This window comes from Kushneria sp. AK178 (assembly GCF_053903105.1).
The window spans coordinates 1,939,879-1,956,041 of sequence record NZ_CP096381.1; the positions used below are offsets into that span (position 1 = coordinate 1,939,879).

Below are 16,163 nucleotides of genomic sequence, written 5' to 3' on the forward strand. Positions count from 1 at the left end.
TCGGGCAGCGACTGTCATGATACGGCGCAACGACGGCTCAACGTGTCATCACTTTCATTCATGACCGAGCGGATAAAGACATAAAAAAGGCCGCACCCGGGGGTGCGGCCTTCGACAGACAACAGCGTCGATCAGTGGCGGTTGTCGTCATCCGAAGAGTGCGTCGAGCGTCCGGTCGTGGCGTTGACCGTCTCGCCCTGCGCCTCGCCTTCCTGCTGCTGACCGATGCCCAGCTTGCGGCTGGCCCACTGTGACCCCTGCATGATGTACACATAGGTGGCCGGCACAAACAGGCTGGCAAGAATCGTGATGGTGATCATGCCGCCAACCACCGGGGTACCGATATGGTTTCGGCTGGCCTCGCTGGCACCGGTGGCCAGCGCGAGCGGCAGCGTGCCACCGATGAAGGCCAGCGATGTCATCACGATCGGGCGGAAACGCTGCAGCGCGGCATGTTTGGCCGCCTCCACGATCGAGAGTCCTTCGTAAGCCCGCTGCTGCTGGGCGAACTCCACGATCAGAATGGCGTTTTTCGCCGCCAGTCCCACGACCACCAGCATGCCGACCTGCAGATAGACACTGGTATCAAAGTCCCGCAGCCAGACGGCCAGTACGGCCCCCAGAAAGGCGAAGGGCACCGAGGCAATGACCGCCAGTGGCAACGTCCAGCTTTCGTACTGCGCCGCCAGAATCAAGAACACCATGACGATGCCGAAGACGATGGCAATGACCGCAGCGTTGCCCGCATTCTCCTGCTGATAGGCCTCACCGGTCCAGCCCATCGAGTACTCGGTACCCAGCTGATCCTGAACGATTCGCTGCACGGCCTCCATCGCCTGGCCGTTACTGTAGCCCGGGGCGGCGGCGATCTGGAACTTGGCCGCCGGATAGACGTTGTAACGGTCCAGTGTGGTGGGCGCCTGCTGACGCTCCATCGTGACCAGTGCCGACAGGGGAATCCGCTGGCCGTCACCGCCGCGGACATAGACCTGATTCAGGTTCTCCGGCGACTGGCGAAACTCGTCTTCGGACTGCAGATAGACCTGGAAGTTACGGCTCTGACGGGTGAAGTAGTTCACGAACGCGCTGCCAAAGGTACTGGAAAGCGTTGTGTTCAGATCACCGAGGTTCACGCCCAGACTCTGCGCCTTCTCTCGATCCACCTCCGCATGATAGGTCGGCACCGAGGTATCCAGCGTCGTGAAGGCCTGCGCGATGGCCGGGTCCTCATTGGCCGCCTGCATGATCTTCTGGCTGGCCTGGAAGAGTTCATCGGCCTCGGCACCACCCAGCGACTGCAAAAAGCCGGTCAGGCCCCCGGTGGGTGACAGCCCGATAATGGGCGGCAGATTGAAGGCCATGGCCTGGCCGCCCGGAATACCGGCCCCCTTTTGCATGATGGTACCGATCAGCTCATCGGCGTTGAGATCACGCTGCGACCAGGGCTTCATCGAAATGAACATGGTGCCCTTGGCCGTATTGGCTGCTCCGGAAACGAGGTCGTAGCCGGGGATGGAGGTCACATAATCCACCGCATCAAGGGTTTCGAGCTCCTGGGACAGCTTCTGCATGTACTCATCGGTACGCTCTACCGACGACCCGGCCGGCAGATTGACCGAGGAGAGGACGACCCCCTGGTCGGTTGCCGGAATCAGTCCCGCCGGCAGCTGCGAATAAAGCCACCAGGAGAGGAAACAGCAGCCGGCAAACAGCGCCATGGTGATAAAGAAGTGACGGATCAAAAAGCCGACACAGGCCATGAACACGCTGGTGATTTTGTCAAAGCCCTTGTTGAACCACACAAACGGCTTTTTGACGATCTGCAGCCAGCGGGGTTCGTTATCCTTGTGGCGCTTGATGAAGATGGCCGCAATGGCCGGCGTGAACGACAGCGCGACCAGCGCCGAGATACCCACTGAAATGGCGATGGTGATGGCGAACTGGCGATACATCTGACCGGTCATGCCGGAAATGAACGCCACCGGGATGAAGACGGACGCCATGATAAAGGAGGTCGCCATTACCGGCCCGGTCACCTCCTTCATCGCCTTGAAGGCCGCATTCATCGGTGTCGTATCAGGCTCTTCCTCGAGTATGCGCTCGATGTTTTCGATCACCACGATGGCGTCATCCACCACGATACCGATCGCCAGTATCATGCCGAACAGCGACAGCAGGTTGATCGAGAAATCGAGCAGATACATGCCACCAAAGGTGCCCACCACCGAGATGGGGACTACCGACATGGCCACCAGCGTTGAGCGCCAGTTCTGCAAAAACACGAACACGATGACGGCGACCAGCAGCAGCGCCTCGATAAACGTATGCGAGACCGCCTCGATGGAGGCATCGATGAACAGCGTCGTGTCATAGGGAATGACGTAATCAAGCCCGGCCGGGAAGCGCTGTTTCATGTCGGCCAGCGCGGTCTTGACCTCTTCGGCCACCTCCAGCGCATTGGCCCCGGGCTGCTGATAGATGGCGATCGGTGCAATGGGCGAGCCATTGACCCGACCGATAACGCCATAGCTGGACGAGCCGAGCTCGACACGCGCCACATCACTGAGCTTGAGTGACGACCCATCCTCATTGGTTCGCAGCAGGATATTGCGGAATTCCTGGGCCGAGGACATTCGCCCCTGCGTCGTGACCGTATAGGTATAGGCCCCCGGCTCACGCTGCGGTGCCCCGTTGAGCTTGCCGGCCGACACGACCGTGTTCTGCGTCTGAATGGCGGTAGAGACTTCGGACGGGGTCAGATCATACTGCGACAGCTTGTCCGGATTGAGCCAGATACGCATGGCGAAATCCTGGTTACCCAGTACTTCGGCATTGCCCACGCCCGGCAGTCGGCGAATCTCATCAAGGATATTGATGTTGGCGTAGTTGTTCAGAAACAGCCGGTCATACTCACCGTTGGGTGAATAGAGCGCCGTGAACAGCAGCACACTGCTGGAGCGCTGCTCGACCGTGACCCCCTGGTTCTGAACCTCGGTCGGCAGCTGTGACAGCGCCCTTTGTACCCGGTTGTTGACATCGATAGTGGCCTGGTCCGGATCGGTGCCGATCCGGAAGTAGACACTCATGCTCAGCTGACCGCTGTCGGCGCTGGTGGACGTGATATAGATCATGTCCTGGACGCCGTTGATCTCCTGGGTGAGTACCGAGGCCACCGTTTCCGACAGCACCTGGGCACTGGCCCCCGGGTAGGTTGCACTGACCGACACGGTCGGCGGCACCACCTGTGGGTACTGCTCGACAGCCAATCCCCTTACCGACATGAACCCGATCAGCGTAATGATGATCGAGACGACGGTGGCAAAGATCGGCCGATTGATGAAAAAGCTCGAAATATTCATCGATTCGGCTCGCCCTTAATTGTCGCTGCTGCGTTCATCAGCACTGGTCTGGTCGGAGTCACCGCTGACACCGGTACTTTGCCCCGGCATGTTGTTCGCACTACCACCATCCTTGCCGGAAGGGTCTTCAGGGGTGTCATCCGTGTTGCCATCAAAGGGCTGCGGATCGATCTTGTCGCCTCCCGAGATACCGCCGAGATTGCTGACGATGACCCGGTCACCGGGCTCGATGCCTTCTGTCAGGATCACCCAGCCGCGAGCCTGTTCTCCCATCGTGACAAAGCGGCTTTCGGCCTCGTTGTCATCATTGAGCACAAAGATCTGCGGCCCCTTGAGCCCTTCGGTGACAGCCACTTCAGGCACCGCCAGCACATGGAAGCGCTTCAGGTTTTTCAGCTGGACGCGGACAAACTGCCCGGGCAGGAAAAGATGCTGAGGATTGTCGAAGATGGCGCGCGCCTGCACGGTACTGGTGTCGTCATCCACACGGCTTCCCAGAAAGTCGAGATCGCCTTCAAGGGAGGTATCCGTGGTACCGCTGTCCTGGCCATAGGGGAAATCAAGTTCAACGTTTACGTTGGGCGCCCCTTCCATCTGACGCTGGCGACGCAGCGCAAAGGCGTCGTCCTGGGGCAGCGAAAAGCGTACTTCAAGCGGGTCGACCGGGGTGACCTCGGCCAGCCGGGTCTGGTTCTGGCGCGTCACATAATTGCCGACGTTGACCTCGTTGAGGCTGACCTGGCCGGCCACGGGTGCCCTGACGTCGGTGTAACCCAGATCAATCCGGGCACTTTCCAGTGCCGCCTGCGCCTGAGCAACGGCGGCTCTGGAAGTGTCACGCTGGCTGAGCGCCTGGTCGCGCTGCTGCTGGCTGATCGAGCCATTCCGATAAAGACGCTGATAGCGCTCATAGTCACGCTGCGCCTCGCTGGCACGGGCACGCGCACTCTGCAGGTCGGCCTGCGCCTGATCCACGGCTGCCTGGTAGGTATCCTTTTCGATCGTGAACAGGATATCGCCCTTCTCCACGATGTCTCCGGCCCGATAGTGCTGCTCTTCCAGCGTGCCATCGACGCGCGCGATGATATCGACGGAGCGGTCGCTGCGCACCATGGCCGGATAGGTCTTGTCCAGCTCCAGATCAAAGGGCTTGAGCGTTTGCACCTGCGCCTGTTTAGGGGGCTGCTCCTGCTGCTCTTCGTTTTGTTCGTCGTCATTACCGCCACAGGCAACGAGTAACAGGGACAGGACGCCAACAAGACTCCATCCCTGGACCCGTCTGGCAAACTTGTGATTCATCTGGATGATATCCGTCTTTATTAGGTGATCAACTGACGCTCGCCGGGGAGCGTGCGGTGAGGGTCAAACCAAGAATGGCGCCAGTTTAGATGCATTCCTGTATGTATGTAAATTAACGGTGCCCAATAGCGGCCATGGCATGGTCCCGTGCATCCGCTACCACCGGCGAAGGATCAAGGATAGTCGCAAAAACGCCCCGCATGGCGGGGCGTTGGGAATATCCGGTGATGACCGATCAATCAAGCGGAACGCGCAGCTCCAGACTCTTCATGCCGGCATCGCGCATGCCTTCATGGTAGATGACGCGAGAGTGATCGACGCGAATCTGCTCGTTGTGTTCCTGCGCCCAGCGGATCGCCATGTGCTTGAAGCACCGCTCCCGATCCGTGTCGTTGCCGAGCGTGGCACTCATCGAACGGCCTGCCGGTACCGTCACCCAGCGCAGCGGCAGCGGCGGATTCCATGTCGCACGGCGCGTCATGCGATAGCCGACATCCTTGCGCATGCGATGGGCCGGCGTGATGTTCGGATCGTCGTAATAAAAGCAGACCGATTCGACGATGGACTCCTTGGCATGCTGCGGGCACATGGCCAGCAGCATCTGGCGCAGACTCTCCTCGCTGTTCTTGTCATCCCCGAAGGAGCGCATGACCAGAAAATACTCTTCGTCGTGCTCGACCACGTTGACCGGCGTGGCGTCATCGCGCACCAGACCGTTGGTGGCGATCTCCATGCGCATGTTGTCACGGTAACCGCGCGGCGAGCTGCCGAAGTGACGACGAAATACCCGGCTAAAGGCCGCATGATCCTGATAGCCGCACTCCAGCGCGACTTCCATGATGGACTTGCGCGTATAGATCAGCAGCATGGCAGCACGGTCAAGGCGAATCGCAGCATGGTAGTCAGTAGGCGTGACACCGAAGGACTGTTTGAATTTGCGGCGCAGATGCGAGCACGACAGGCCAACCTGCTGAGCGACCAGCGTCATCGGCATCAGAATGTTGGTGTGTTCATGAAGAATGACTTCAGTCGCGGCAACGTCAAATTCTCTGCTGTCCATCATCATATCCATTCCCTCGGTAATATTTGGTATGCGGTACGACGCATCTGTGCGCCAGAGTCTTCGCACTGAAGGGCGGAGGCTGTGTCAGGGGCCGGCATGGCATGACCCAGCGTCAGATCCTTTAGCGCATTAACCGTTTTCAGGAAGGCACCGGCACTATCGAGACATCGAAGCCGCAGGAAATAACGCACAACCTGCTGTCGGCATGACGACAATATTTCAGTGCTGACTCGCTGAAAGTTGTACGCAGAATAAGGGAAGGGCTGATCAAGTAAAGTATGAAACTGTCAAAGATTATTAAAATCGCGCTTTGACACTTTGAACGAGCAGTTAAAAGCTAAACTTACAGGAACTACAATATATAATAAAATATAAGTTTTACGATGGTTATTATAATACTAATAATTTGAAATAGTATTAGAAAACTAATCCCAGTGCGCGCAAATGCCTCATTTTGCCAGCATTTTCAGCATGGCGCCTCACAGGGACTCAGGTTTTAACAGGCTTGGGGATGACAATAGTGTGAAACAAAAAAGGCATGTCGATGACATACCCATTCCCGGATCATACGTACTTTTGAAAGCGGCAACTCATTGATGGCAATGAAATGTTTCGCGAGGTAATCACTGATATACCCCCTGGATTGTTCCCCTTTTTATCCCGAAGCCGCTTTGCGTAAAGCCGCGTAAAATTATATTAACACTAAATGAGACGAGAATTATTTTTGTGGTTCTCAACCAGCCGCGATGAAGTCGGATGGCAGGCGCCGGCCATAAAAAAGGCGCCCGAGGGGCGCCTGCAAGAATTTGAAGAGCTTGACAGATTCAAAAAACGGCTTATTCGTCGCTGGATGTCAGGGCCGATCGCAGCCTGGCCACCGCCTGGCCATGCAGCTGACACACGCGGGACTCGCTCACCCCCATGACCGCCCCGATCTCCTTGAGATTGAGCTCCTCCTGATAGTAGAGCGCCATCATCAGCTTTTCCCGCTCGGGCAGCGCCTCGATGGCCGTTTGCAGCTCCTGGCGCTCGGCGCCGGCAACCCAGACATCGTGAGGGTCGAGAGAGGTTTCAACATCCTCCGAAAGCCGTGAGGCCTCGGCCTCATCGGAATTGGCATCCTCATAGGTCATCAAAAAGCCATTGTTGGTATCGCTGAGCACCTGCTGATACTCGCTCAACTCGATACCCAGCTCGGCGGCCACCTCACGCTCGGTCGGCGCCCGCCCGTCGCGCTGCTCAAGTTTCCAGATGGTGCGGTCGATATCGCGGGCGCTGCGCCGGACGCTGCGCGGCAGCCAGTCACGCGAGCGCAGCTCATCGATCATGGCGCCACGGACACGCTGGGACGCATAGGTGGAAAACGTCGCCCCCTGATCGGCATCAAAACGCTTGAAGGCATCCAGAAGCCCCAGCATGCCTGCCTGTATCAGATCATCCAGTTCCACACTGGCCGGTAGACGAACCTGCATCGAAAGCGCCTGACGTCGAACCAGTGGCATATAGTCGTCCAGCAGTTGCCTCTGATCGATTCTGCCCTGAGCCGTATACATGCCCATATCCTGAAATCCGTTTGGTGAGGGGGTGCACGATGCACCCAGCCTGTCTTGTGCGCCCATTATTGACAGGCCGACGCCAAAACGAATGAGAAAGGAGCCATGAAAAGTACGGCTTTCTTCAGGGATTGGTGAGGGTGCCCGCCGACTCACCGCGGGCGCCCGCCCCGGCCCCCGGCGCTGAACCGGCCGCCCCCCTTCTTCTATAGAGACACTCACAGAGAGCATTTACGGCGCGACCTGCCTCATCCACAACTCCTCACGCGCTATATTCGAGTGCCCTCTCATCCAGCGGTGCTGATGACGGCTTCATTCGCCTCCCACACCGAACGGCAACGGCGCCGCAGAACAGCCGGCCAGTCAATAGAGAGAGGGCGTCAATAGACAGGGGTGGCCAGTAGAGAAGCGAGACATGGCAAAAGGCGGTTAATAGACAGAACCGTGAATGGACAGAGGCGGTCAATAAAAAGAAGTGGTCAATAGAGAGAAGTGGCCAATAGAAAGACGCCGTTAATAGAGAGAAGCGGTTGACCAGGGCAGCGCCCATCAAAAGACAACGCCGCCGGAGAAGCGCGCGCCCTCGGGCGCAGCATGAGGTTGTTCAGTCTCTTGTGCCGCCCGCCCCCGGGCGTACCGCGCTTGCAAACGCCATAAAATAAAAAAAATCTCATACAGAAAAATATTGATACATCAACACGATAGCGTGCCATGACCGCTTGCGGCGGTGATATTGCTCAAAAAGATCGCCCCGCCCCCTCAAGCGTTTCCCCGCCGCGTCGTTAATGCTCCTGCAAGCACGGTGAACGACTCACACAGCGTGCGAAGGCCGGTGGTTGGATGGTTTAACCACCTGATCGGGAAGAGAAAAAATTTCCTGACTGGCCTAAAGAAGGTATCACAAAGTACCGATAAGGCAGGTACGCGGTGAACACCGCAACGACAGGTGGCTCAGGACTTTCACCCCTTCCAGCGAGAAGAAAAAGTTTCCCGAAGCACCTAAAGAAAGCAGCAGGAAGTACCGATAACGGAAACAAGCGGCAGATGGAGCGCCGCGGCAGTAAGGAAGGGGGGGCAAGACGATAACCCCTTCAACAGGAAGAGAAAAAAGTTTCCTGAAGCACTAAAGAAAGCAGCACGACGTACCGATAACTGAAACAGGCGGCAGATGCCGCGACACACGACTCACAAGAGTCGCTTCCTTTTAGAAAGACATATAGGAAATCGCAAACATGGCAATGGTAATCAACACAAACGCTCTGTCGCTCAACGCCCAGAACAACCTGAACAAGTCCCAGCAGTCCCTGAACACCGCCATCGAGCGTCTGTCTTCAGGCTCCCGCATCAACAGTGCCAAGGACGATGCCGCGGGCCTCGCCATCTCCAACCGCATGAACGCCCAGGTCACCGGCCTGAACCAGGCCAACCGCAACGCCAACGACGGCATTTCGGCTGCGCAGACCGCTGAAGGCGCGCTGGGTCAGGTCACCGACAACCTGCAGCGGATTCGTGAACTGACCGTTCAGTCTCAGAACGGCACTCTGACCGATACTGACAAGACGTCCATCCAAGAAGAAATTACACAGCGCTTGGAGGAAATCGATCGTATCTCCGAGCAGACCCAGTTCAACGGCAAGAATCTACTCGACGGCAGCAACAGTACGCTCAAGATCCAAGTCGGCGCCAACGACGGCCAGACCATCGATCTGAATATGGTCAGTGTCGAGACCCAAGATCTGGGTGTAAAAGGCTTCCAAGTTGGTGGGACTTCTGGCGCCCTGACATCTATTGATACCGATGATGGTTCTGGCAAAAAGACTTCTACCCAAATTGGGGGCATCCCCGACGGTTATACACTGCACGGCGTGGGTGAGTATGATTCGGAAGCAGGTACCTATGACAATTACGCCCTCAAGAATAGCCAAGGCGACTTTTATGCCATAGAAACACCCACTGACTTCACTGATATTTCTACTGAAGCTGCTGCAGCTACTGGTGACCTTGACGCTGCCAAGACAGCTTATGAAGGTTACGAAAGTGCTGCAACTGCCAACCCGCTGAAAGCCATTGATGACGCTCTTGCGAAAGTCGACAGCGCCCGTAGCACCCTGGGTGCCCAGCAGAACCGCCTGCAGTCCACCGTAGAAGGCAACGCCACGACTTCTACCAACCTGTCTGCTGCCATGTCGCAGATCAAGGACGCCGACTACGCGACCGAAGTGTCGAACATGTCCAAGGCCCAGATCCTGCAGCAGGCCGGTACCTCGGTACTGGCGCAGGCCAACCAGACCACTCAGGGCGTCATGTCCCTGCTGCGTTAATCGCAAGCGGTCAAGCATCAAGGGGCGCCTTCGGGCGCCCTTTTTGCGTTCAACAACAACTAGATACTGTTAAAGAGCGACAGCCCTCGCAGGCATGACACGAAGGCAGCGGCGCCGAGCCAAAAAAGTCATCGCTAATTCAAGGCATTTTTAACCTGGATCAAACATGAAGTAAAGTTTGGTTAAATACCAGAGCGTAATTTCATGTGAAAAATCTTATATTGGACCTAAAAGGATGGCGCCCGGCCGGGATAATAAGCGCGGTGATAACAGGGTGGAAAAGCAGGAGAGACGACAGGTGTGTCTAAAAGAGTCGATATAGGCTCATGGCCCGAAAAAAAGAACCGGCGGAATGAACCGATGGCGTTCTTTTCAAAAATGAAAGGTGTTTGTTGGGCGCATTGTATTAGTTTAAACAAATAAAATGCTGGCGATGTTTCGTGTTACCCGCGTGTAAGTCCTGATGCAGGTTATTGCCCACCTCTACCAATTCCTTCCTCATACGAGATCGCAATGGCGCTCGAAGGCTGTGCTGCCACAGCAGTAAGACCTTCAGGTATGGACAATGTTGTTAAAGCAACAAAAAAGGCGCCCGAAGGCGCCTTCCTGGTACGGTCGTGCAGCGATTAACGCAGCAGGGACATGACGCCCTGAGTGGTCTGGTTGGCCTGTGCCAGAACCGAGGTACCGGCCTGCTGCAGGATCTGGGCCTTGGACATGTTCGACACTTCGGTCGCGTAGTCGGCGTCCTTGATCTGCGACTGAGCGGCAGACAGGTTGGTCGAGGTAGTGGAGTTGCCTTCCACGACCGACTGCAGACGATTCTGCTGGGCGCCCAGAGTGCTGCGGGCACTATCGACATTCTGCAGGGCCGCGTCGATGTCGGCCAGAGCAGTACCTGCATCAAAATCGGCAGCAGTGACATCAGGTGTGGTACCGCTGCCACCCGCGAAGAGCGTCGCGCTGGTCATGTCTGCCATGGTCAGGTTGATGGTCTGACCGTCGTTGGCACCGACCTGAATGCGGATGTCTGTTTCGGTACCGTCCAGCAGGTTCTTGCCGTTGAACTGGGTCTGGCCGGCCAGACGGTCAATCTCTTCCATGCGCTGACCGATTTCTTCCTGAATGGAGGCCAGGTCAGAGTCAGTGTTGGTGCCGTTGGCCGCCTGTACGGTCAATTCACGAACGCGCTGCAGGTTGTCGGTGACCTGGCCCATGGCGCCTTCAGCAGTCTGTGCCAGAGAAATACCGTCGTTGGCGTTGCGGTTGGCCTGATTCAGACCGTTGATCTGTGCGCCCATGCGGTTGGAGATGGCCAGGCCTGCGGCATCGTCCTTGGCACGGTAAATCACGAATTCGCCTTTTTTGAGGCACAGCAGGCAACTACGTTAGCGCTGGAAAAATCGTCGGATTCAGACTCATCAGTGTCCCAACAATGAATGATGCGGCTGTATTTATTTTTCAATGATACAACGAGGTTTAAGCACCGAATTGACGGCATTCAAAACCTGAAAATTGACCCAACAGATACCCAATTCTGACGCTAAAATGTCCTTTTTTAAAAATTAGCTGTCATTTTTTCTTGATTTTAACCATCAATGACGGCTTATATTTTAGGAGAAAACCCACAGGTGATGTATGCCGACGCTGAAATTTACCCAGAATCGCGTTGATAAACTCAAGGTAGAGTCGGGAAAACGCAAGACGGTCTATGCCGATAGCACGACAAAAGGATTGCTGCTGGAAACCCGTTCCTCCGGCAGTGCGACCTGGTATCTGCGCTACCGGGACGCGGATAAAAAACTGCGCCAATACCGCATTGGGGATCGAAATGTGATCACCCTGGGCCAGGCACGGCACATTGCGCATCAGCTCCATTTTCGCATCAGCAGCGGCGAAGACCCGATGATCATGCGTCGCGAGCAGTTCGAATGCCCAACGGTAGAGGCCTTTTTTCGGGGCGATTACCTGGACAGCGTACGCCAGCGCAATCGGGGCTGGCGCACCGATGAGGCGTTTATCCGCCTTTACGTCGTGCCCATCATCGGACATCTCAAGGTCAATCGCGTCGGCCTGCAGGAAGTTCAGGAGGTGATGCGCCACCGGGAGCCGCAGGCCAGCGCCGCAACGCTCAATCGAGGGATTTCATCGTTGCGCTCGCTTTTTAACTGCGCGGTGAAGTGGCAGGTGGGCGGGATCACCGAGAACCCTGCCCGGGGACTGAAAAAGTACAAGGAGGCACAGCGCCCGGTGAAGTACCTCTCCCCCGATCAGGCCCGTCGGCTGATCGCTGCGGCGGAGCACTCCGCCAACCCCTGGCTCAAGTACATTCTTGTGCTGCTCTTACAGACCGGGGCGCGCAAGGGGGAGCTGCTCAAGGCACGCTGGAAGGATATCGATCTGGATCGCGGACACTGGTACGTACCGCAGAGCAAAAGCGGCAAGCCGCTGTGCAAGCTGCTCAATGCCCGCGCCGTGAGTACGCTGCGTGCCCTGCCCTCGCGCCACAGCTCCGAGTGGCTCTTTCCCAACGAACACAATCACGGCCAGCCACTGGGCATGTTCTACCACTCCTGGGATACCGCCCGACGGGAAGCAGGGCTTGAGGGCTTCCGGATTCATGATCTTCGCCACACCTTCGCTTCGACGCTGGTCAGAAGCGGCCATTCGCTGTACGAGGTCAAGGAGCTGTTGGGTCATACCAACATCACCACCACCCAGCGCTACGCGCATCTGGACCCCGAGCATCTGCGTCAGACGCTCAACACCATGGACCGGCTGTTTGATATCCGGGTGTCGTAACGCCCCGCCGACCCGGCATTCGGGTAGCGTCCTTCGAACCTCGATATTTGAGACGCTGAAAAGCCTGAACTTTCAGCGTTTCAAAAACGCAAAACCTGAGAAAGTAGGCGTCAGCGGCCTTTTTATCGACCTACGAGATGATTAAACATGGCGCCTTCCTTTTGTGACTCAGGACGGCATTGGTCGCCATGATGACACAAGGCGTGATGCATCATTTAAAATCATGGATAGCTCCAGAAAAACACATCTGGCCAAAGCCTCAACAACAAGACTGGCCAGCCTTGTGCAACCCATACTTGAGATATGTATGTATATGGATACCAGAACACATCTTAAAAAAATATTTTTATCAAAAACGGTTTACGGGCTATTCTTTACAGCCCTTGGTCTTTGTTATCTTTATGCATATACGCGCATTATTGGAAGACCCGATATATTTGTAACTGCCTTGAACGACAGCGCCATCGTTATTTACGTTCTCGCGTTTCTGGCAGTCATGGGTGTTGTTGCTCTTACCATTTTCGCCCTGCCTTCCTATTTTCTAATTTTCGCATGCGACAGAACAGCAATAGAAGCCAGAATGTCTGACAGATACGACACCAGAGCGTGTATCACTGCCATATCAGGAATTTGCACGTTTTTAGCAATATTCATAATATCAGTTTTTATTGATGTACAGACAGGAACTTCTGTGACGGCCTCTCAAATATTGCTGGCACTATTGATATCGATGATAATTCTTTATGTCTTGATAATGCGGAAGGAAATCAAAGTCAAAATAAACAGCAGGCATTATCGAAAATTCCCGGGATTTATAAAAATAGCATTTGTACATTTTCAAATATTATTTTTTCTGTTCGCCAGCTCAATATTGAGCTTTTTTGTTGTCGATCTTGTTTTCAAGTTTAACAATTGGGAAGAGAATTGGCACGACTATGCTTTAATTGCTGCATACTGTTTTATCTGCATGACAACTACACTTCTTCCGGGTGTTTTTTACCTGTTGGCACGCCCGTGCCGCAACAGTGAAAACCACAGCAATATAAAAAACAAGATTATCGCACTTTTTATAGGCTGGATAGTGTTTACGGCCATCCTGATGGCTTGTACCGGAAACCTTTTAGGCGTAGCAGCCTTGAACCTGGGTAAGGGGCTTGGCATGACTGACGAAACTGCTCGCTACTACAACGTCCCGGCAGTCTACAGATACAGCTTGACCCCTGAGCGTTGGGGTAAATATGAAGCAAATGGAAACACTCTACAGCTCAAGGGTAAGCTACTGTTCAACTTCGGCAACATCAGACTGCTCTGCCCTGCCGATATCGACCTCACGTGGTCCAGCATGGATCAGATTCGCAAAACGTCCGATCAGTGCATCAGCTTTCATCGCGACGACATTACGAAGCTGCATGCCGCCGCTGAAAAGAGCGATGGCGCCAACCCGGAGTAACCGCTTGCAGCGAGCATTGCGTACGCTCAGCCACGTCTGGCAAAACCGCTGCCATACGCCTTTTTTCACATTCCGGCATCAAACATGGCGCACACTTGTTTTCCGGCTAAACCTCAGCAAACTTTGGCCGTTACGCCCCTTATTCAATAAACCGCCTTTTCAGGAGCGGCATGATTACAACCTCCTCTACGCTGTCCCGCTCGGTCAACAACCAGCTCGACAGGACCCAGCGCTCACTCAATCAGGCGATCGAGCGGCTCTCCAGCGGCCGGCGCGTCAATTCAGCGGCCGATGACGCCGCGGGGCTGGCGATCGGTAATCGGATGGAGGCGCAGATACGCGGTACCGAGCAGGCCCGGCGCAACACCAACGACGGCGCTTCGATGTCGCTGACCGCGGAAGGCGCGCTGTCGCAGGTCAATGACCATTTACAGCGCATTCGCGAGCTGACCGTGCAGGGGCTGAACGGCACGCTCAAGCTGGTCGATCAGGACGCCATCCAGCAGGAGATCAATCACAATCTCAAGGCGATCGATCGCCTCAATACGCAGGCCGAGTTCAACGGCGTCAACCTGCTCGATGGCTCGGCGGGCACGGTCAACGTGCAGGTCGGCGCCAACGACGGCGACACCCTGGGCGTGGATCTCAACCCGCCCGGCTTCAGCGTGGAGAAGCTCGGGCTGACCGATTTCACCGTCGCCGGCATCAGCGGCGAGGTCACCGATATCAATATCGTCACGGGCCGGGCGCGGGATATCGCCGTCGAAGCCGGTGACTTTGCCCTGCCCACCGGTTACAACAACCCGCAGCTGATGCAGGCCAGTCCCCGCACGGCCGATTATCCGGCCGACTGGTACACCCGCGCGGAGGACAGCGCGGGCAATACGGTCTATTTCGCCTCAAGTGTGGAGGCCTCCCACGATACCGCCACGGATGCCAGCCGGGTTCGCATCGATATCGGTCAGCAGCTCCATGCGCCGGTCACCAGCCATCAGGGATATCGAATCGAGGACGTGGACAGCGTCTTTCGCGACAGCCGCGGCAATCCGCTGGAAGGTGACCATCAGCTGGTCAGGACCGGGACGCAGCACTTCATTAAAAGCGGCAGTGACCCTAATGCCACCTACTCCCCAGCCAATGTCACCACCGCCCCGGCCGCCATCGATGCCCGGGTGAGCAGCGACGAGGCCGTGTGGCCGCCCTCGCCGGCGACCACCATTGACGGCGTGGCGTTCAGCAACGAGGACGTCGACTATTTCGACAGTAGCGGGCAGGCCGTTAGCGGCGCGACGCTGAGCCGAGTGGGCGATGAGGATTATCTAACGACCTCCAATGGCGATTTTTATCCGGCCACGGTTGAGAGCACGCCGGATGGCTATATCGTCAGGGCGACCGCGGATTGGCCGGCGTCCGCGCCGGCCACCCAGCCGGTCACCGAGGTCAATGGCCAGTCGATCGACGATGCTCGCCATCGCTATCTTGATGCCAACGGCGCGACGGGCTCGTTTCAGGAGGCGACGCTCACGCAGTCCGGTGACGGTCAGTACTATCTCGAGCAGAACGGACGCTACTACGCCGTCACGGCGGACAGTGTCACCGCCAGCCGGCCGCAGGTGATTACCACCGCCACGACGGAGACGTCGATCACATCCCCCGACAACGCCATCACGACCGAGCGCGACACGGTCGATGGCACCTCTACCATTACGCTTGACCCGCGCAACGTCACCGCCAGCTACACCGACCGCGACGGCCGTCGCATTGAAGACGCCCTGCGTGTGGATGCCGACGGGCAGTATTTTCTGCGCGCCGCCAGCGGTAGTGATGACACCACCGGCTATCGCTCCGCCACCCTGGTCAATACGCAAGAGATGGGCACCCTGCTCAAGACGCGTACCGGCAGCGGCGACCTGATCATTTATTATCGGATGAACGTGCGCGCCAATACGGATGTGCCCGATACCCACAGCACGGTGGAGCTGACGGAAGTGAATCCCGAGATTCGCCTTAAAACACCGGATGACCCGCTTGCCGCGCTTGATCGCGCCATCGCCCGGGTCGATGACAAGCGCAGCGCGCTGGGCGCCACACAACACCGCATGAGCGCGATCATCGATCAGCAGGGCCATACCATCGGTGCCCTGGGCGAGGCGCGATCCCGCATCATGGATGCCGACTACGCCCTGGAAGCCGCCAGCATGAGCCGCGACCGCATCATTCAACAGGCGGGTACGGCGGTGCTGGCCCAGGCCAATCAGCGCCTCGACAGCGTGCTCGCCCTGCTGCGTTGAACGTGAACCGGCTGTCGGCCTTGAT

The 16,163-nt window shown here is 56.7% G+C and carries 9 protein-coding genes; 4 read left to right on the forward strand and 5 right to left on the reverse strand.

What is annotated here, in order from left to right:
* Positions 1-131: 131 nt before the first annotated feature.
* The 4 genes from M1D97_RS08765 to M1D97_RS08780 form a co-directional block, all read right to left on the reverse strand.
* Complete coding sequence (locus M1D97_RS08765; protein WP_456267363.1) at positions 132-3,359, reverse strand: efflux RND transporter permease subunit; 3,228 nt, start codon at positions 3,357-3,359, stop codon at positions 132-134.
* 15 nt (positions 3,360-3,374) lie between these two features.
* Positions 3,375-4,658 (reverse strand): efflux RND transporter periplasmic adaptor subunit, encoded by a 1,284-nt coding sequence (locus tag M1D97_RS08770; RefSeq protein WP_456267364.1) that lies wholly within the window; start codon positions 4,656-4,658, stop codon positions 3,375-3,377.
* A 235-nt stretch (positions 4,659-4,893) separates the two neighbouring features.
* On the reverse strand, positions 4,894-5,718 hold the full coding sequence (locus M1D97_RS08775; protein WP_456267365.1) for a helix-turn-helix domain-containing protein: 825 nt from the start codon (positions 5,716-5,718) through the stop codon (positions 4,894-4,896).
* Between the two features lie 839 nt (positions 5,719-6,557).
* A complete protein-coding gene (locus tag M1D97_RS08780; protein WP_456267366.1) occupies positions 6,558-7,274 on the reverse strand; it encodes an RNA polymerase sigma factor FliA in 717 nt (238 codons plus the stop codon).
* Positions 7,275-8,506: 1,232 nt separating this feature from the next.
* On the opposite strand from M1D97_RS08780, the gene M1D97_RS08785 reads away from it, so the two are divergent.
* On the forward strand, positions 8,507-9,595 hold the full coding sequence (locus tag M1D97_RS08785; RefSeq protein ID WP_456267367.1) for a FliC/FljB family flagellin: 1,089 nt from the start codon (positions 8,507-8,509) through the stop codon (positions 9,593-9,595).
* A 626-nt stretch (positions 9,596-10,221) separates the two neighbouring features.
* Here the strand turns inward: M1D97_RS08785 and M1D97_RS08790 are convergent.
* Positions 10,222-10,947, reverse strand: coding sequence for a flagellin N-terminal helical domain-containing protein (locus tag M1D97_RS08790; protein WP_456267368.1), 726 nt, complete (start codon positions 10,945-10,947; stop codon positions 10,222-10,224).
* A 286-nt stretch (positions 10,948-11,233) separates the two neighbouring features.
* Here M1D97_RS08790 and M1D97_RS08795 point away from each other — a divergent pair, with 286 nt between their 5' ends.
* The 3 genes from M1D97_RS08795 (at position 11,234) to M1D97_RS08805 (ending at position 16,138) form a co-directional block, all read left to right on the forward strand.
* The gene (locus M1D97_RS08795) at positions 11,234-12,397 is read left to right on the forward strand and encodes a tyrosine-type recombinase/integrase (RefSeq protein ID WP_456267369.1); all 1,164 of its coding nucleotides are present in this window, start codon (positions 11,234-11,236) and stop codon (positions 12,395-12,397) included.
* A gap of 163 nt (positions 12,398-12,560) precedes the next feature.
* Entirely contained in the window at positions 12,561-13,847 is a 1,287-nt protein-coding gene (locus M1D97_RS08800; RefSeq protein ID WP_456267370.1) for a hypothetical protein, read from the forward strand.
* 170 nt (positions 13,848-14,017) lie between these two features.
* Positions 14,018-16,138: a flagellin N-terminal helical domain-containing protein gene (locus M1D97_RS08805; protein ID WP_456267371.1), complete on the forward strand. Its 2,121-nt coding sequence runs from the start codon at positions 14,018-14,020 to the stop codon at positions 16,136-16,138.
* Positions 16,139-16,163: the final 25 nt, after the last annotated feature.